The organism is Lentzea aerocolonigenes, assembly GCF_000974445.1.
In the GTDB taxonomy this organism is placed as follows: Bacteria; Actinomycetota; Actinomycetes; order Mycobacteriales; family Pseudonocardiaceae; genus Lentzea; species Lentzea aerocolonigenes.
Map to the genome: position 1 here is coordinate 306,920 of NZ_BBOJ01000005.1, position 17,876 is coordinate 324,795.

At 68.9% G+C, this 17,876-nt stretch carries 14 protein-coding genes; 5 read left to right on the forward strand and 9 right to left on the reverse strand.

Going from position 1 to position 17,876, the window contains the following annotated elements; genetic code table 11:
- The first annotated feature begins 158 nt into the window (after positions 1-158).
- The 4 genes from AOM45_RS12070 to AOM45_RS12085 all read left to right on the forward strand — a co-directional run bounded on the left by AOM45_RS12070 (position 159) and on the right by AOM45_RS12085 (position 5,190).
- On the forward strand, positions 159-464 hold the full coding sequence (locus tag AOM45_RS12070; RefSeq protein ID WP_030469999.1) for a hypothetical protein: 306 nt from the start codon (positions 159-161) through the stop codon (positions 462-464).
- A gap of 634 nt (positions 465-1,098) precedes the next feature.
- Positions 1,099-1,971: an SAM-dependent methyltransferase gene (locus AOM45_RS12075; protein ID WP_051784075.1), complete on the forward strand. Its 873-nt coding sequence runs from the start codon at positions 1,099-1,101 to the stop codon at positions 1,969-1,971.
- Positions 1,968-4,088, forward strand: coding sequence for a hypothetical protein (locus tag AOM45_RS12080; protein WP_030469997.1), 2,121 nt, complete (start codon positions 1,968-1,970; stop codon positions 4,086-4,088). The genes AOM45_RS12075 and AOM45_RS12080 overlap by 4 nt, the downstream gene beginning before the upstream one ends.
- Before the next feature lie 352 nt (positions 4,089-4,440).
- Positions 4,441-5,190, forward strand: coding sequence for an NYN domain-containing protein (locus tag AOM45_RS12085; RefSeq protein ID WP_236703333.1), 750 nt, complete (start codon positions 4,441-4,443; stop codon positions 5,188-5,190).
- Between the two features lie 27 nt (positions 5,191-5,217).
- Here the strand turns inward: AOM45_RS12085 and AOM45_RS12090 are convergent, their stop codons facing one another.
- From AOM45_RS12090 to AOM45_RS49400, 4 genes are all read right to left on the reverse strand, one after another.
- A complete protein-coding gene (locus tag AOM45_RS12090; protein ID WP_030469995.1) occupies positions 5,218-6,162 on the reverse strand; it encodes a hypothetical protein in 945 nt (314 codons plus the stop codon).
- A gap of 231 nt (positions 6,163-6,393) precedes the next feature.
- Positions 6,394-6,543 (reverse strand): hypothetical protein, encoded by a 150-nt coding sequence (locus AOM45_RS50765; RefSeq protein ID WP_156094069.1) that lies wholly within the window; start codon positions 6,541-6,543, stop codon positions 6,394-6,396.
- A gap of 14 nt (positions 6,544-6,557) precedes the next feature.
- Positions 6,558-7,418 carry an inositol monophosphatase family protein gene (locus AOM45_RS12095; protein WP_030469994.1) on the reverse strand — a complete coding sequence of 287 codons (861 nt, stop codon included), beginning with the start codon at positions 7,416-7,418 and terminating at the stop codon, positions 6,558-6,560.
- Positions 7,419-7,481: 63 nt separating this feature from the next.
- Positions 7,482-7,931 carry an NUDIX domain-containing protein gene (locus AOM45_RS49400; RefSeq protein ID WP_162185701.1) on the reverse strand — a complete coding sequence of 150 codons (450 nt, stop codon included), beginning with the start codon at positions 7,929-7,931 and terminating at the stop codon, positions 7,482-7,484.
- Between the two features lie 400 nt (positions 7,932-8,331).
- Here AOM45_RS49400 and AOM45_RS12105 point away from each other — a divergent pair, with 400 nt between their 5' ends.
- On the forward strand, positions 8,332-9,600 hold the full coding sequence (locus AOM45_RS12105; protein WP_051784074.1) for a helix-turn-helix domain-containing protein: 1,269 nt from the start codon (positions 8,332-8,334) through the stop codon (positions 9,598-9,600).
- A gap of 19 nt (positions 9,601-9,619) precedes the next feature.
- Here the strand turns inward: AOM45_RS12105 and AOM45_RS12110 are convergent, their stop codons facing one another.
- The 5 genes from AOM45_RS12110 to AOM45_RS12130 all read right to left on the reverse strand — a co-directional run bounded on the left by AOM45_RS12110 (position 9,620) and on the right by AOM45_RS12130 (position 17,831).
- Positions 9,620-10,264 carry an HAD family hydrolase gene (locus tag AOM45_RS12110; RefSeq protein ID WP_030469991.1) on the reverse strand — a complete coding sequence of 215 codons (645 nt, stop codon included), beginning with the start codon at positions 10,262-10,264 and terminating at the stop codon, positions 9,620-9,622.
- 62 nt (positions 10,265-10,326) lie between these two features.
- The gene (locus AOM45_RS12115; RefSeq protein WP_051784073.1) at positions 10,327-11,442 is read right to left on the reverse strand and encodes a hypothetical protein; all 1,116 of its coding nucleotides are present in this window, start codon (positions 11,440-11,442) and stop codon (positions 10,327-10,329) included.
- Positions 11,443-11,448: 6 nt separating this feature from the next.
- Positions 11,449-13,575: a methyltransferase, FxLD system gene (gene fxlM / locus AOM45_RS48835; RefSeq protein WP_030469989.1), complete on the reverse strand. Its 2,127-nt coding sequence runs from the start codon at positions 13,573-13,575 to the stop codon at positions 11,449-11,451.
- Positions 13,576-13,602: 27 nt separating this feature from the next.
- On the reverse strand, positions 13,603-14,850 hold the full coding sequence (locus AOM45_RS12125; RefSeq protein WP_030469988.1) for a lanthionine synthetase C family protein: 1,248 nt from the start codon (positions 14,848-14,850) through the stop codon (positions 13,603-13,605).
- Entirely contained in the window at positions 14,847-17,831 is a 2,985-nt protein-coding gene (locus AOM45_RS12130; RefSeq protein WP_236703335.1) for a lantibiotic dehydratase, read from the reverse strand. The genes AOM45_RS12125 and AOM45_RS12130 overlap by 4 nt, the downstream gene beginning before the upstream one ends.
- Positions 17,832-17,876 lie beyond the last annotated feature (45 nt).

Consider the following 17,876-nt stretch of genomic DNA (forward strand, 5'->3'; position numbering starts at 1 on the left):
TAGCTCATGCCTCCGGACGGTAGTCGCTTGTTTGCTCGCGTGCGCACCGTCCGACGCAGGTCACAGCCATGCGCACTGTCCGTAGTGGACTGAACCCAAACAACTTCCAGTGCTCATCCGCAGTGGCGTGATCGAACGTATGTTCGTATTCTCGCGTCATGTTCCTCCCCGCTCACCGCTGGGAAGACAACGACCCCGTTCACGGCTCCCGCCGGAAGACGCTGGCGGTCGAAGTCAACCTCCGCGGCGTTTTCCCCGAAGATCCCAACTCGGGTGTCGTGGTGCCCGATGGTCTGGATGTGGACCGCGTTGTCCGTGGACTCACCTACGGATGGTGGGACAGCCTGAACGGCGGCCACCTCGTCGTGGTCAACTACTCGATCCCGTTCGCTGACCCGCACCTGAAACCGCTCCAACTCAACGATCAGGTCCTGTCCTCGCGATGGGTTCGCACGGTGCGCTAGCCGGCGCGTCATGGCCGCCTGCTGAATACGGGCCTCGCTGCGGGCGACGGAGAACGAGATCCAGGTAGACCTCTTCGGACAGTTCGGCACTGGCAGGAGCGGGTGTCATGGCGGTCAGTCGCCAGGAGTGTCCAGCGTCGTCTGTGGCGCAGGCGAGGCAGCTGATATGAGCTTCACCGTCGTGTACGACCGCCTTGAACTGAGAGTGTCCGAGTGTGTGCCGGCCGAGCTTGCACTTCGAAGGCAAAAGGGCCACCGGCCGTCCGGTCGAGTCGTACCTGTAGGTGAGCGTGCCGTCCATTTGGGACGGTGCGAGAAGCTGCCGGTCCATGAGGCGAGAACCTATCACCGCCTTCGTACATACGTTCGATCCGACGCGTGCGGCGCACAAACTGACCCGGCTCGCACGCTCGGTACCACCCGCGTGAGTGACCACGACCGTGCTGGAAGGAGTGCTCAGGCGGGGTACCGCCGCATGGACGCCTCACGAACGCCTCGGTCGCGCTCTGGTCCGGATCTTCCTGCCACCGGTCTAATCACCGACACCAATCGGCTCGGCCGACTTAGGGCAGTGCGGTTGAACCGCTAACTCGTCAGGTCGCCGGAGTTGGCCAGACACACGACGAGTCGGGTCGTGGTGGCGCGGCGGGCGGGGGAGAAGATCACGGTGATGACGATGTATGACGGCGCGTCAGGTCTTGAGCAGCAAGTAGACCCCGACAGGCCATCGCTGTCCCGCATCTATGACCACCTGCTCGGCGGCGGGCACAATTTCGCCGCCGATCGTGCGGTGGCCGACGCGATCACGGCCGTGGTGCCGCACTACGAGGTGTTCGTCCGTGCGAACCGCGCCTTTGTACATCGCGCGGTGCTACACATGCTCACCGCAGGGATCGAGCAGTTCCTCGACCTGGGCGCGGGTCTGGGCGGCGTTCGCCACGTGCACGAACTCGCTCAAGCCGAGCGGCCCCAGGCCCGCGTTGTCTACGTTGACCGCGATCCCGTGGCCGTTGCACGTCTCAGCCTGATCGCGCCCCAGGCTTATCCGGGAATCGGCGTGCTCGAAGCGGACCTGCGGCACGTCGACGAGGTGCTCGACCATGTTGTGACCGCTCAGATACTCGATCTGACCCGCCCAGTGGGCGTGGTGGCCGGGTCAGTGTTGCCTTGCCTGCCCGACGCCGAAGAAGTGGCCGCTACCTTGGCCGGGTACCACGAACGACTGGCGCCCGGTTCGCTGTTGGCGGCCTCACACACCGACGCCACGCTGCTGGGGCACGAGCTGGCCGCTGCGGTCGAAGCCCGGCTCGCCAGGGCCGGGATCACGCTCGTGCACCGGAACCGACAGCAGTTCGCAGCGCTGCTGGGTCCGTGGCAGCCGCACCCGGACGGCGTGGTGCCGACCGGCTTGTGGCGGCCAGACGGCCTCGCCCCGCCCCTGCCGGAGTCCTTGTGGGGCAACGCCGTTCTGGCCGGCCATGGCCACGAGCCAGCAGGACCTGCGTGAAAAAGGCCGTGCACCGCAACACCGTGTCCGGAACGGTCTATGGCCAGGTTGTGCAAGCCCGCACGGTCACCGCCGACACCATCGTTCTGAACTCTTCCGAGCGCCGCGTACTGGTGCCTCGACAGCTTCCGCCGCCCACGCGCACGTGGGTCGACCGCGCGGACGAACTGGACCGGCTGGACCGCTTGCTCACGACGGCGGACCCGACTCGCGTCGTGGTGACTGGCCTGGGCGGTGTCGGCAAGACCGGCTTGGCGGTGCGGTGGCTCGACGCGCATCACGAGCTCCACCCCGACGGCGTACTGCACACCGACCTCAACGGCTGGAGCGGTCACCTGCCGCCGGTCACCGGCCAGGTCCTGGCCGGATGGCTCCGGGCGCTCGGTGTCGCCGCCGACGACCTGCCGGGTGAGGCTGCCGAACTGATCGGGCTGTACCGGACCGTGACCGCCGGCAAGGCGATCGCAGTGCTCGTCGACAACGCCCGCTCCGCCGAGCAAGTGCGGCCCCTGATACCCGCCACGACGCGCGGCACGATCCTGGTAACCAGCCGCCGCAGGCTCACCGGTCTGGCTCTCGCGGGCTTCCGTCACCTCGACCTCGGCTGCTTCCCCGCGGCCACCGGCGCTGCACTTCTGGCCAGCTTGCTCGACGAGGACCGACAACCTCTCGGCGAGGACCTGCTCCACGCGCTGGCCGCCCGCTGTCACGGGCATCCGCTGGCCTTGACCATCGCCGGGGCCCACCTCTCCGCGCATCCCCAACGCGACCCGGCACGCCTGATTGCCCGCCTGACCCGCCTCGCCGAGGCGTCCGCCGCTGGGGACCCGTACGAGCTATCCATCGAAGGAGTGCTGCAGATGACCTATGAAGACCTTGACGCCACCACTGCCCGGCTCTACCGGAGCCTGGCCGAGCACCCCGGTCCTGAGTTCACCGCCGAGCCGCTCGCCGCCGGGCTCGGAGTGCCGGTCACCGAGGTTGAATGCGGGCTCGCCCGGCTGGTGGAGGCCAACTTGGTTACCGAGACCGGGGACGAGCGCTACCGGCCGCACGACGTCGTGGGCGAGCACATGCGGGCCTTGGCCGGCGAGGATGACCAAACTGAGCGGCTGGCGGTGCGGCGCCGGATGATCGACTGGTATCTGCGGCGCGCGGCGGAAGCCGACAAGGTCATCAACCCTTTCCCACGTCGATTCAGCGACGTCTACGTCGGCCTGGACACGGGCGTGTTCGCCGACGCCAAGGCCGCTTTGGACTGGGCCGAGATCGAACGCACCAACATCCTCGCGGCTCAACAGGCCGCCGCGGACCAGGGCTGGACGGAGCTGGTGTACCAGTTCGGCGAGGTTCTGTGGAATGCGCTGCGCCCCAACTACACCGCGGGTGAGCTGGTGCGCTCGCAGGTCCTCGGGGCCGATGCCGCCGCCGACGCCGGGCACATCCTGGAGGTCGTCTGCCGCATCCGGCAGGGTTTCGGCGAGACCAACCTCGGCGACCACGAGGCGGCCATCGTCACCTGCACCATCGCCGTCGAACGTGCTGCTGAACTCGGCGACCCGTGGCTGCAATCCGGCGCGTTGTCCACCCGCGCCCGCGCCCACCTCAAAGCCGACGATCCGCGCGCTGCGCTGCCGGATCTGCACCGGGCCCTGGAATTCGCCGAGGAGATGAACGACGCCCGCAGCATCGCATTGCGGCACCGCCGCCTCGGCGAAACCGCCCTGCACCCCAAGATCGCCGACGCCCGGCTCGCACTCCACCACCTGCGGCTGGCGGCGAGCATGTTCACCGGCATCGGGGACGACATCGGCCACGCCCGCACCGTCCTGCACCTGGCGCGGGCTCTGACCCTCAACGGGCAAGCGGCCGAGGCGGTGTCCGAACTGGTCGCGATCGAGCAGACGGTGCGCGACTACGGCTCGGTCGGCTACCTCGCCGACCTGTGCACCGCGCTCGGCGAGGTCCACGTCGCGCTCGGCGACACCGCCGAGGCCCGCCGCCACTACGGCCAGGCTATCGACTGCTACACCGCCGCCGGCCCCGGCGCAGACAAGAGCAAGGCCGCCGTCATCGACCGGCGCGACGCGCTCGGTTGCGACCAACCGACCGCCTGAACCACGAACAGGAGCGAACGGCGTAAGACGCCGACTCGTCAACGGCGTCAGGAACCGAAGATCGCCGGAGGCAAGCCTGTCCGGTTGTGCATCAGCGGAATCTGCGGCGAAGGTCTTGGATGAGGCTGATCGCAGCTGACGGTGCGTTGCCCAGCGAAGGCTCCCGGCCGCACACCGTGCCTCGCGGCTGGCTGTCGGGCGGACACCGTCACGATCAAGGCGACATGAGCGGATGTCCCGCTCAGCCGCTCGCGGCATCAAGGCAGCGTGCGGAACCGTCGATGGGCAGAAGGTGGAAGCACTCGCAGCGGGAAGTCGTACCGAGCAGGTCAACGCTCCGGTCGGGGTCTACGTGGACTTCGAGAACCTGGTCTGCGGCGCGGGCCGAGGGCTAGCTGGTCGCGCCAACCCGGTGCCCTACGCGGCCATTACCCGGCTGTGCCGCGACTACGGCAACGCGGTCATCCGCCGCGCATACGCGGACTGGGCAAATCCACAGTTCGGGCGCTACCAGCAGGACCTGGCGATGAACGGTGTCGACCTGATCCAGGTGGCACGCTTCGGCACCGCCCGCAAGAACGCCGCCGACATCCGCATGGCGGTCGACGCGATGGAAACGCTGATCACCCATCCCGAAGTCAGTGTGTTCGTGCTGGTCGCCGGCGACGGCGACTACACCCCGCTGGTGCAGCGGCTGCGGGAGTTCGGCAAGCACGTCGTCGGTGTGGGCACCGAGGCCAACGCTAGCCCGCGGTTGGTGTCGGTGTGCTCGGAGTACAAGTACTGGGGCACCCTGGTCGCTCAGGCCCAACCCGAGCCCGGCGATCATCTAGCCGACGAGTTCGACATCAACACCGCCGAGAACCTGTTGGTCACGGTGATGGAGCAGTCCACCGTCGCCACCCCGACAGCTGCATGGGTGAAGAGTAAGATGATCTCCCTCGACCCGGCGTTCGACGAGCGCAACTACGGCTGCCGCAGCTTCCGCGACTTCCTGGGCCGTGTGACGCACCGGGTCACGGTGGTGGGCACGTCGGGCAGCGACGTCACCTTGGCCCTTGTTGGCAGCCTGGGTGCTGTAGACCAGGAAGAACACTCCTGAGCTCACGTGGAGTCGGTCGCTGGTTGGTCAGGGCCTGAGGTCGTCGAGGCCGAAGTGTTGTTCGTCCCACTGCCGGCGCAGGTCGACGAGTCGTGCCCGGTCGGTGACCACGACTTCGGCGTAGGTGTCGTAGGACACGCGGCTGATCAAGCCGAGTCTTTCCAGCAACCGCAGGGACTTCGACAGGCGACCCGCGGAACGGTTGACTATCTGTCTGGTGGTGGCCTCGACCGCCACGGGGACCGTCAGGTCCGCGGTTCGCTGCTCCCACAGCTCGGCCAGTTCGGTTCGAGCGTATGCGGGCTGGGCGCAATCGGTGATGTCCAGGAGCAGGTCGACGACATCGACGGTATCCCCGAAGACCGGTAGACCGTCGAACTCAACGGGCTTCTCACTCGCCCGGCGCGCGGGACCGCGGCGAAGACGTTCGGCGGCTACCGCATCGGCCAAGACGAGCCGCTCGATGCCTGCGATGGTCGGCCACGGCAGCAGCTCCAGCCTCGCCCACAGCGCGGTGTCGGCCAGCGACTCCTCCCCGGAGTGCGCTTCCCGATGCTCGGCGACGGCGATGGCCAGCGTGAGCAGGGCCTGACGTAGCGACTCCGCGACGGTGTCTCGGCGGATCATCCAGACCTGGTCGATGGCCATGTCGAGGTACTGCCGCAGGACGCTGTCAAAGCCCACGGCCCGCTGACGCCACTCCGCGTACTCCCGGTACTTCTCGGCATAGTCTGCCGCGCTGATCAGGCCCGCATCTCGGTCTGCTTCAGCTGACTCGATCGCCTCGTAGTGGTGCACACGAATCTGGAGCGCACCAGACTCGATGCGTCGCAGCATCCGGTAGGTCTGTACGACACGCTTGCTGGCCAGCAGTGCGGTCCAGTTGCCGCGCTGGGAAAGGCGCAGCGCTGTGCGCACGTATGTTTCGGCCGCATTGTCGTCGTCGAGGCTGTAGGGCAAGTGCTTGCGCATCAATGGTTTCCGAGTGCTGGAGCGGGCAGACGTTCGTAAGGACGGGAATTCGTCGAACTTCGCGGCGATCTCGGGCTGTTCCGGTCAAAGGCGGTGTAGTGCGCACAGCACACGGTCGAGGAGCGCCAGATGCTCATCGCCGGATCGCTGGTCTTCCAATACGGCTCGAAGCGCCGCCGCTCGTTCCGCATCGAGATCCGGAGCCGGCACTGGAGAGCCGAGTTCTGGAAGCTATCCGAAGACGGGGAGGTACTCGGTCGGCGGGCCGTTGTCGAGTTGACGCGGTGCGGCCTCGCCGGACATCGCGGTTGCGGCGTCCGGCGAGCAGCGCGGGCGGGGGAAGATCCACCGGCGCACCAACCGGCATGCCCGCATCGTCACCGAAGTGTTCATTGCTACCGCGGAGCGCCAGCCGGGTTTCCCGCCGGTTCGTGGTGATCGTCCGGCCAGAAGCGGCTGCCACGCAGGACGTGCAGGAACGGCATCAACTCCTCGCGCAGACCAGGAGTGATGGCGATCGCGCAACGAGACCGGGTGGAGTGCGGGCTCGCGTCGGCGTCCAGGACCAAGGCGCCGGCCTCGCGAGCGATGACGGCCCCGGCCGCAGTGTCCCAGGTCCGGTTGCCGAGCAGGATGCAGGCGTCCAGCGTGCCGTCGGCGACCCAGGCGAGGTCAAGAGCGGAAGAACCGTAGCGGCGAACGCCTTGTGCCCGCGCAGTGAGTTCCCGGTCCACAGTGGAGCACAGCACGTCGCGCAGGGCAGCGTCATGGCCGCTGCCGTAGTCGCTGAACCCGATCAGGGCTCGATCGAGTGAGTCGGTAGCCGAGACGCCGATCGGCGCTCCGTCGCGGTACGCGCCTTGCCCGGAGGTGGCCCAGTAGCGGTGTCCGAGAAAGGGCAGCGCGGTGACGCCGAGGACGGGCTGATGGTCGTGCACGAGCCCGAGGGCGATGGCGCACAAGGGACTGCCGTGGTGGTGGTTGATCGTGCCGTCGATGGGATCGAGAACCCAGTAGGTCTCCCGGTTGCCAACCGCGCCGGTCTCTTCCCCCAGGAAGCCGATCTCAGTATGTCCGCCGACGGTCAAGCGTTCGCGAACAACATGTTCGACGTCCTCGTCCACTTCGGACACAGGCTCACGGTCGCTCTTGTAACGGATCGCGCGGGGAAGGTGGCTGAGGACATGCTCGACTGCGAGATCGATCGCGGCCTGTGCCGCGGACAGTGCGGCAGTGCAATCGGGTACCGACAGCATGGTTCCCTTCGGTTCTTCGGACGCGCAACAGCAGGAAACCGACCTGGCCGTGAACGGCACGGGTCAAGAGGATCGGTGCGGCCACCATGGGCGTTCGACGGTCAGCGCGTCGCTTCGCAGTCGTTCCGCGATGACCGCGGGACGCAGCTCGATCTGGTGAAGGTCAGACTGGGTGAGCCAGCGCAGTTCGTGTTCGCTGGATCGGGCGGCGTCGGGGCCGGCGAGGGTCACGTCGAACAGCAGAGCCAGCTCGTAAAGGGCCGGCCCGGTCGGTGAGGTGTGGTCGCGCAGCTCTACGGCGGCACAGAAGTCGAGGTAGGTGAGGTCGATGTTGGTCTGTGCCCGCACGCATCGCCGCAGGGCGTCCTCAATGGATTCACCAGGTCGTACCTGGCCGCCGGGGAGCCGGAAGGCGCTGGCGTCCCGGTCACGGATGAGCAGAAGGCGCTCGTCGTGCCCGACGAGGCCGTACGCCCCGACAAGCGGACCAAGAGCGGGACTGGTGGAGGTCATCATGGTGCTCTCACGATCGACGGACAGGGCGATAACCGAGACGACGCCTCGACAAGGCCAAAGTGGTGGTGCTCATCGCGCCACGACCGGTACCGGCCGGCGATGGGCGGTCGGGGTCGCCCACCGCGGGCCGGATCCAGTCAACGCCGCCGCTTTGTCGATCACCAGAGCGGGCGTGCGGCGACAACGAGGCGTAAACGCGGCGACCTAGTCGCTGACCAGCGATGTTGGCTAGCTGGAGCCAGAGAAGGCGCTCGGATGGGCGTGTGGCAGTGAGTGGCAGCCGACGGTGGCGCGCGAAGACGCGGTCATGAGGCACTGATGAGGCGACACCCTCGCTACGCTGCGAAAACCGGCGAGTACTGTGCGCTATAGCGGAACTGGAAAGGAAGGGCACGCGATGGCAGCACGGCCACTCACCCCGCTTGCCGCTGCTCGCCGGATCGTCGGTCACACCCAGGAAACCCTCGCCGCCACGCTGAAGGTCGAACGGACCGCCGTCGGACGCTGGGAACGCGGGGTCCAGTCTCCTCAGCCTTGGCAGCGTCGCGGTCTCGCCACTGCCCTGGACATCTCGCTCGACGAACTCGACGAACTGCTGCGACGTACCCAGCGGCAACCTGCTGCCGCCATCGCAACGGTTCTGCCTTCACTCCTGTCGAGCTCGGCGACGGCTCCCGCCACGCGGATCACTCACGAGGACGGCCCGGCCGCCGAGCTCGACGTCATCCACGCTGCCATCCCGCGCCTCCGCCGTGCGCTTGACCGGCTGGACCTGCCCGACGACGGACCCACCAGGGCCCTGAACGATCTGCGCGGCGAGATCATCCGTGCCAACGATGACCGACTGCAGTCCCGCTACGGCAACCTCGTCCGTCGCCTGCCTGACCTCATCACCGAACTGGCCCGCGCTGGTCAGCTGGGCGACGCGGCAGGGCGCCGTCACGCCGCCATCTTGCTGACCCTGGCGTTGCGGGCTGCGGACGGCGTGGCGTTCAAGTTCGGCTACCTGGATCTGTCCGCCCGGTTGATCGACCTGATGCGCTCAGCCGCACAGATCGCCGAGGATCCGCTGCTGCTGGCCGCCGTTGCATACGTGCGAACTGAAACCTTCTTCGCCACCGGCGACCTGGACACCGCCGCCCGCGCACTCGAACTCGCCGCTGACCACGTGCCGGATCTCGGTACGACCTCCTCCTCGGCCGCGTTCGGTGCTCTGCACATGCGCGCCGCGGTCGTGGCCGGCCGGGCGGGCAAGGCCGACGTCGCCGCCGACCACCTGCGCGAGGCCCGCCGTGCCGCGGACAGGGTGCCCGAGGGCATCTACGTGGGCACCGCGTTCGGCTCGGCTTCCCTGCGCATCCACGAACTGGCGGTCGCCGTCGAACTTCGGGATCCGCTGGGTATCGAACGCGCGGCGTCCTGGCACCCGCCCGACGAACTTCCCGCCGAGCGTCGCTCCCACTACTTCATCGATCTGGCCCGTGCCCAGCTCACCCTCGGTCGCCACGAAGACGCTTACGTGTGCCTTCAGGCGGCCCGCCAGGCCGCGCCCGAGCACACTCGGACGCATCCGCAGGTTCGTCAGTCTCTCTCGGGTCTGCTGCGCACCCACAGCGCGCCCAGCGCCGGCTTGCTTGACCTCGCCGCGTGGGCCCGCGCTCGCTGATCCGCTCGCCACCAGCTGTTCAGCGCGGGGATAGCAGATCCGGCAGGTCGTGGAGGGTGTCGATCACCCAGTCCGCGTCGCGATGCACCAGCGGGTCGTCAGCCCACAGGTAGCCCCACGGGCCGCGCCGGATCAACGCCGTGCGGAACCCCGCTGCCTTCGCGGCAACTACGTCGTTGTCGCGGTGGTCACCCACGTACACCGTCTCGCCCGGTCCGTCGGGCACCATCTCCGCTACGCGGGCGAAGAACTCGGGCAGCGGCTTGGCGACACCCCATTCCCCCGAGGTCGCGATCCGGTCTACCGGCAGCTCCAGTGCACGCAACAGCTCGGCCACGCGAGCGGTCTGGTTCCCGGCCACCCCAACCCACAAGCCGCGTTCCCGCAACGCTGCCAGGCCAGGCCGCACATCGCTGTAAAGGTCGCCGTCGTCGATGTGCTCACCTCGGCCGGCCTCCTCGCGCAGCCGCCGTTCCCGCGCGAGATCGAAGCCAGGTTTGAAGTACTGGAACGTCTCGGCGTTGTCCCGGCCGGCGGCGGTGACCGCGCCGAGCACCGTCGAGAAGGTATGGCGGGAAACGCCGATCCAGTCGGCCCACGCACCCCACTCCCGCGAGTCGTCCAGCAACGTCTCGCCCACGTCGAACACCACCGCGGTCACCATGCCCCTACTCCTACGTCACCGGCGGGTGAGCCGCTACACAGGGGGCTATCGCCGCGACGTGCCTACCCGGTGACAGTGCTCCGGTGCCGCACAGGGCAGGCACCCGCGATGACCTCTTCGGCACGAACAACCGCTGTGGTCAAGGAGGTCAGGGCATCCTGGGGCATCGTCCCGCTCTCCAGCGCGCAGGCTTCGACCAGGGCGGAGAGGTTCTTCTCCTGGGAGTGGGTGAGCAGCTCGTGGCAGCCGTCGTGGCGGAGGATGTCGCGTGCGACGTATCCGTCGCGGCTGCCGACCGCGTGGTCGATGAGGCCGAGGGCGATGGACCGCGCGTGGAGTTCGGCGACCGAGCCGATCACGTCCACAAAGGACAGACCCAGGCGGGTGTGGAACACCGCAAGGCCAGGTGAGGAGATATCGAGGGCGCGGTACTTCTCGATGAGGCTGTTCAGGTCGGGGATGTCCGAGTCGGTATGGCACTGGAGGGTCAGGCAGGCGGTGACGGCGTTCTCCCACGGTTCTCCCGGCGTCGTGTCCGCTAGGACAGCGAGTGCGCCGTCGGTGTCTCCGGAAACAGCGTGGGCGATGACCGCGATCTGGCGGCCGTCGAGCATCCGGCGGCCGATGCCCTTGTAGTCCTCCAGCCGGGTGTGTGCGTGCGTCCAGCGTCCGGCGGCGGCGAGAGCCCGTGACCCGGTGGCCAGCAGGACCGCCCACAGCCAGCTGCGGATCTGCTGGTGCGTCTCGGCGGAGTCGGTGAGGTCAGCTGGGATCTCGATGCCGTCGACGTCGGTTCCGGTGCGAGCCGAGACCGCGGTGAACAGGGTGTCCATGACGGTGAACGCCCGTTCGCCTTGCCCCTCACGGGTGTAGAGGCGGGCGAGGTTGGTGATCGGTTCGAGGGCGAGGCGGGCTACCTGCGCGCCCAAGGGGCGGGCGCGCAGGTAGATGTTCACCTGCTGGTGGCACCACTGCCGGGCCAGGTCTGGCAGGCCGCAGTCGGAGGCGACGAGTGCTGCTTGGTTGTGCACCGCGGCTGCCTCGGTGAGGTCTCCGGTGCGTGCGGCCTCACGAGCGCGCTCGCCCAGTTCGGCCACCCGCTGGCCCAGCGGGACGCAGGCCGGTCGGGTGCGGGCGACGAGGGGGAAGCGGCGCGCGAACTGGCCGGTGGGGTCCATGTCAGGTCACTCCCAGGTGACGGTCATGGGCTTGGTGGGACGGTCCAGCACGACGCGAGCGGGGTTGGTGTCCGGCTGGGGCGAGGCGTCGGGGATGGCGAAGCGGACGGTCGACGAGCGGAAGCCCTGGTCCCAGGTGACGATCTCGGTGGCGACCTGGTCGGCGAGGTCCTGGTCGCTGGGGCCGTGGCCGATGACGCCGACTTCGTAGCGCCGGCCGCCGTCGGGGCCGGGCTCGGCCGCGCGGATGGTGAGGTAGGCGAGGCTGCCATCGGCGGCGGTGGTGGCCATCGCCACGCTCGGGAACATTGGCCGCACCAGGCCGCTGTCCTTGGCGGCCGGGGCGACCTCCATGCGCATGAGGGGGTTGGGCAGGTGGCAGGCCAGCCACAGGTCCAGCCACTCAAAGGACTCCATCGGGACGAAGTGCACGCCGGTCCACACCTCGCGGGCGGGGGTGTCGAGGACCCCGGCGAGGGCGTCCGCGTCGGTGGCGTGGTTGTTGTCCTTGTGGGTTTGCAGTGTCACGTCGCCGGGGTTGAGTCCGGTGCCGGTGAGGTCGAGGACGCGGCGGGCGTCGTCGCCGAGGCCCCGCAGCGGCATGAAGATCGCCATCTCGCTGCCGAGGCTGGTCCAGCCGTCCTTGTCGCGTTCGAAGACGATGCTGCGCGAGGCGCATCCGCGCAGGCGCACTGGGGCCACCAGGCGTCCGTCCGGCCTGAGCTGGTCGAGCCAGGCGGCGGGGATCTCGTGGGCGCCGACGGTGGCGATGACGCGGTCGAAGGGCGCGTTCTCCGGGTGGCCGAGCGCGCCGTCGGCGGCGACCGCCTCGACGTTGCTGATGCTCGCCGCGGCGAGGTGCTCGCGTGCACCCTCGACGAGGTCTTCGTCGATGTCGATGGTGGTGACGTGTCCGGCCGGGCCGGTGAGGGTGGCCATCAGGGCGGCGTTGTAGCCGGTGGCCGCACCGAGTTCGAGCAGCCGCTCTCCAGGTTGGATGTCGAGCTGTTCGAGCATCATGGCGACGATCTTGGGCTGTGATGCGGCGCTGATGCGGGTGCCGTCTCCCTCAATCTTGGTGTAGACGGGCTCGTCCGCGTACGCCTCGGCCAGCCCGACATCAGGCAGGAACAGGTGGCGGGGAACCAGCCGGAACGCCGCCTTGATGGCGTCGGTGCGGACCGTGCCGTCTTTGACGAGGCGGTCGGCGAGCTGGGTACGGAGTTCGTCGGCGAAGCCGGTGGAAGCGTCACTGACAGTGGACGTCATTGCGGGAACCCTAACGGTGTTGGAGGTGGTCCCGGCTGGTGCCTGCCGGGTAGGCGTGACCGGTGAATCGGCATGGAATACGGCGCCGACGGCCAGCGCCGCCAGGGTGGCCTGGTCGGGGCCGGAGAGTCCGGCGCGGTTGGCGTGGAAGATGAAGTGGTGCGCCAAGACCGCGCGCAGGCCCCGCTCAAGGCGGCCGTGGCGGGCGAGTTCGGCGAGCTGGCGGCCGGCGGTGTCGAACGCCGTCCACCAGGTCCGCGGTACCTGGTCGGGCGCCACGTCGCAGAGCTGGCGCGTGTCAGTGATCATCAGCCGCCGTACGGCCTGGCTCAACCGCTCGGTGCGCTGGGAGTTCGTGCGGTCGACATGGTGGGCGGGCCGGAGTGCCGCGATTTTGGCCCAGACGTCGCCCTGCTCGAACCAGTCCAGCCCGGCGGCGCGCAGCATCGCGCTGAACAGCAAGACAGTGGTCTCCCGCTGTCCCAAAGCCGCAGGCGCCGTTTCGCGAGCACGGGCGAGGTGGTGGCGGCTGTCGTGATGGAACAGCGTGTGCGCGATGTCCATGCCGGCCGCACCACCGAACGCGAGGAACTCCGGTTCGTAGATCCCGCGGGTCCAACGGGCGACCTGCCCGTCGGCTTCGAGGCCGGCCAGCAGCGTGTCGACCACGGTCGTGTCGGGGTTGACCGGCTGGTAGCGCAGCCGCCAGGCGGGCGTCTTGCGCAGATGCCACCACGTGTCGAGCTCACCGTCCTGCTGAGCCTGGTCGAGCGCGGGCGCCAGCAGGGTCGCGGCGGTGTGCTCAGCGGTGGCCGGGTCGGCGAACTCGACCAGGTAGTGGTGCCAGCGGCTGTCCGGCGGCATCGGCACGGGTCTCCTCTTTCGTGTCGATCAGGTGATCAGCAGGCAGGTGTCCCAGCCCGTTGCGGGCTCGGCCACGGCGGCGAGGACGGCCAAGCCGACCCCGCCAATGCCCTCCAGTACGCCGGGCCCGTAGGCGACAGGCTGGGCACGGGCACGCTGGAGCAGTTCGGTGGATAGCGCGTTGAGATGAGTTGCCGAAGAGCCGGTCGTATCGAGGGCGGCGCGGGCGGTCATGCGGGCGAGTCCGGCGTAGCCGTGGCACAGCGAGGCGTCGTTGACCAGCGCATCCTGTTCCGGATCGGTCGCCGCGCTGATCAAGGCGGCTTCAGCGTTTCGGCGGCCCGCGTCATCGCTCAGAGCCAGGGCGGCGAGATGCAGTGCGCGGGCGATCCCGGCCGTGCCGTAGCACCAGCTCGGACGGCGGGTGGCTCCGCTGTGGAGCACCTGCTCGGGCTTTGTCCGCGCCTCGTCCCAGGTGATCATGTACGGCCAGCGGTGTCCGCCGGGGGTGTCGATGCGCCAGGAGTCCAGCCACGTGCGGATCGTCTCGACGGCCTCGCGTTGCCCCTCCACGGCGATGCCGCGGCGCAGGGCTTGAGCCAGCAGCGCCAGCGGCCCGCTGATGCCGTGCGCGAGGCCGAAGTTGCCGTGGCCGCCGGGAAACTCGTCCTCGGCCCGACCGGTGGGGCCGGTGGGGGTCCACCACCCAGGAACCGCCTCGTCCGCGATCGTCACCGGATGGGTGAGCCGCACCAGAGCGCCGAGCGCGGCTCGCAGGGCAGTGCTGCCGGGATCGTGGTGCAGCAGGTACGCGCCGAGTCCGGCGAGGCCGCGGATCGTGTCGAACTCGGCCATCGGCGGCAGTTCGCCGGCGTCCATGCGCGTGTGTGCTGTGTCGACGCGGGCATGGGCGTCGGCGGTGATCTGCCGTGCCAACGGCGCGAGTGCGGACCGGTACGTACCAGGCCGGACCGTGGTCGCGCCCGCGAGGGCACGGGCGACGGCCGGCGCGCCATAGAAGCCGCCGGTGCTCGCCCCCGCGGTGACCGGCTTGCTCGCGGCGACGGTCAGCCACTCGTGGGCACGGTCGAATGGCCGTAGCCCGGCAGCAGCCAGTTCGATGTGGAGCAGTGCGATGCCAGGGGCGCCGTGGGCGAGGGACTGGTGCCACCACGGTTGATCGGTGGGCAGATCGGCGGCATCGGGTCGGGCGAGGCCGTCCGCGATGTCCACGGCGAACTCGACCGCGGCATCCGCCGCGAGCTCGACGGTCATCGTGCTCCTCCCGTGCGAGCGGTGAAGGTCAGGGCTGCGGTCCGGGCGAGGTATAGGCACACCGCCTTGTCCTCGGGATCGATGCCGCAGGCCCGCAGAAAGTGGCTGTGCAGCAAGGAACCCAAGGCGGCGTCCGGATCGACGCCCTCGGCGTCGGTCCCGCACAGCCGTGATCGATAGGTGCTCAGGGCCTCGGCCCGTTCGGCCCACGTCGCCACGATCTCTGTCCCGCCCGGTGTGCCCCGCAGGACGTGGAAGTCCTCGCGGGGATCGGCCAGGCGTCCTGCCTCGGCGAACACCGGCCTCGGGACGACGCTGGGCGGCTTCGCCGGGACGTGGTCGACCAGCCACCGCATCCCGGCCTCGATGCTTCCGGTGAAGGCGATGGCGATGGCGGCGAAGTTCGCCGCGGACAGGGCGTGATGGTGAGGTCGCTGCGGCTGGGCGAGTTGGGTGAGCACGGCGCGGGAATCAGTGGTGAACACGGCCTCTGCGGCCGTCAGCGCCGCACCGGAGCCCCAGCGCCCGGTTTCCGGGTACGAGGTCGCGAAGACCACCTCACGGAGCAGCCCTTGCCGGCGGAGTCGCTCGGTCCAGGCGCTGACCCGGCCAGCGGCCTCGCCGAACACCGCGGGATCGGAGTTGCGCAGCGCGATGCGCAGGCGCAGGTAGTGCTCGTCGCCTTCGCGGAATCGCAGGAACCACCACTGCGGCTGGTCCTCGTCCCACTCGGCCATCAGGGCGGGCAGGTGTTCGGCGAGCACGATGTTCTGGCGCCGAGGGTCGCCGTAGAGCTTGGCGAATAGCAACGAGGACGAACCGGGAGGCAATCCGTGCTCACTGGGCCGCACGACGCGGTGACGCGTCGGGCGTGGCAGTCGTTCTGTGGCCCGCGCTTGCTGAGCGGTGATGGGGAAGGCGACTTCGTGCGCCCGGTCATCGAGCCACCCGGCGGCGTTGTCGGCCGGCCCCTCCTCCAGCACCGCATGGGGGTGGGTGGCCAGGTGCTCGCGCAAGAGCACCAGGTGCGCGTCCTCGGCGAGGTCCAGAGGCAGCCGCCAGTCCCCGTCGAGAAGGAGCACGGCCTGCGGAAGGCGCCGTCGGGCGCGCCACTGGGCCAGCGCGGCATTCCACGTCTCCAAGTCGGCGGTCAGGCCGGGAAGGTCACTGGCGGGCAGTCGCCAGCGCGCCGGGGATAGCACGACGCGGCCGGAGCGCAGCCGGGGAAGGAACGGCAGGGTAGCCGCTGCGCCCCAGTCGAAGTCAGCGACCTCGGCGCGGTGTGCGCGGGTGAGTTCGATCAAGAAGCGAGCGAGCGGTGGGGTGTGTTTGCGCAGGTTGAGTGCGTGCAATCCCCATGTCTCCACATGGACGCCGAGTTCCGGGGCGGTGAGGTACAACCGGTCGCTGTCACAGCTGACCGCCAGGTCGGCCGCCGTGAGTACGGAATCCGAGGCGATTTCGCGATGCTCACCGAGGCTGACGACGGTCGGGAGAACCTGGAGGCTGCGGGCGACGTGTGCGCTGGCGGGGTTCAGCGGCGGGAACGACAGCTGAACCGAGAGAACGTCATCGTCGTTCGGCGAGCCGAGCAGCGGTGATGTCAACGTCGCACGGTCGTGCTGGTCGAGCAGGTGCAGAAAACGACCGGTGACGACGCCGGCCGATCGAGATACCGCGGTGACCGCGAGCCGGAATTTCCCCGTTTTCAGGGCCCGCATGTTTGTGGAGTCCACGCGGGCGCACAGCTCCAGGTGGGATGGCAATCGCAGTGAGTGCAGAGGCACTTGCTCCAACTCAGTGATCAGCTTCTCGTCGAGGACGACCTCGTGCTGCCCGTCCAATGCGGCAGTCTGAGCGAGGGCCAGCAGCCGCTCGTCCCGAGACGTCCGTGGAAGGCGAGTGGCTGGCGTCGCGCCGGGGTAGCCGTCAGGCCAGCCGATCCCGCTGTCGGCGACTACCTCCAGCAGCGGCACCTGAGCCCCCGTGCCGAACCGCTGATAGAAGCGCCGGTGATAGGTGGCCCAGTTCGCACTGGGCCCAGGCCGGGAGGTCAGGCGCGCCAGCAGCAGCGCAGCTCGTTCGGCTTCACGCGCGACCGTCTCGGGCAGCGCAACCTCCAAATCCAGCCTCAGATCGACCGCGAGGGGGTTGCGCCGTGACGAAGCCAATTTCCTCATGGACGTGGCTGCGTCTGCCCGCAGCGTGCGCCGCGCGGCAACGCCCCTGCGCCGATGCTGCCGCAGCTGGTCGTGGAGGTCGTTCAGGGCCATGTGGTACTCGGCGGCCACCTTGCCGATCGGCTCCAGCTTGCGCACCAGGTGCCCCAGGGGATCGGGCTCGGTGCTCGGCGCGTGGAGGTTGGTGACGAGCACCCGGTGGGCGACCAGGGTGGTGAGCAAGTCGGTCACCGTGCCGGCGGCAGCGTGCGGAAAGCTCTCCTGAACCTTGGCGCGTAGGGCATCGAAGCGCACTGGTTCGCGAGCTTCGGCCACCGCGACGCGGACCGGGCCGGAATACCGGAGTTCGACTTCAACAGCACGGGTGCCTGTGCTGTTGGTCGACGGCTGGTACGGCACGACGAGGCGTCCGCCTCGTACCATCAGTGTCGTGTTGGCGATGACGACCAGGTGGGCCAGGACGGCGGGCTCGCCCTCCAACAAGCCGATGACTTCGGCAAGCCACCCAGCGTCAGCCGCGGCGACCGCTTCGTGATTGCCGCCCGAACGTTGGGACGGCACCGAGGCGAACCGAGCAGCGGCGACCCCGGCGAACAGTCCGTTGGGCGTCGGACGGCCGGTCAACCGCAGCAGATAGCGCATCACGGACAAGACCGCGCGCCGCACATCTCGACTACCTGGGTCTTCAGCCGCGCACAACGCGCTGACGCGATCAGCGAGTACCGGGCTGGCGTGGCTGATGGCATCCCGGAGGCCATCGACCCCCCACACCTGGCGCAGCCAGGCCACCCATCCGATCACGGCCCCAACGTCGGATGCCTGGAAGACGGGCCACGCTGGGAGCCG

Bases quoted from the DNA above. Each gene is read 5' to 3' on its own strand.
- AOM45_RS12070 (WP_030469999.1), top strand. From the start codon at position 159: ATGTTCCTCCCCGCTCACCGCTGGGAAGACAACGACCCCGTTCACGGC.
- AOM45_RS12090 (WP_030469995.1), bottom strand. From the start codon at position 6,162: ATGCGCAAGCACTTGCCCTACAGCCTCGACGACGACAATGCGGCCGAA.
- AOM45_RS12095 (WP_030469994.1), bottom strand. From the start codon at position 7,418: ATGCTGTCGGTACCCGATTGCACTGCCGCACTGTCCGCGGCACAGGCC.
- AOM45_RS49400 (WP_162185701.1), bottom strand. From the start codon at position 7,931: ATGACCTCCACCAGTCCCGCTCTTGGTCCGCTTGTCGGGGCGTACGGC.
- AOM45_RS12105 (WP_051784074.1), top strand. From the start codon at position 8,332: ATGGCAGCACGGCCACTCACCCCGCTTGCCGCTGCTCGCCGGATCGTC.
- AOM45_RS12110 (WP_030469991.1), bottom strand. From the start codon at position 10,264: ATGGTGACCGCGGTGGTGTTCGACGTGGGCGAGACGTTGCTGGACGAC.
- AOM45_RS12115 (WP_051784073.1), bottom strand. From the start codon at position 11,442: ATGGACCCCACCGGCCAGTTCGCGCGCCGCTTCCCCCTCGTCGCCCGC.
- fxlM (WP_030469989.1), bottom strand. From the start codon at position 13,575: ATGCCGCCGGACAGCCGCTGGCACCACTACCTGGTCGAGTTCGCCGAC.
- AOM45_RS12125 (WP_030469988.1), bottom strand. From the start codon at position 14,850: ATGACCGTCGAGCTCGCGGCGGATGCCGCGGTCGAGTTCGCCGTGGAC.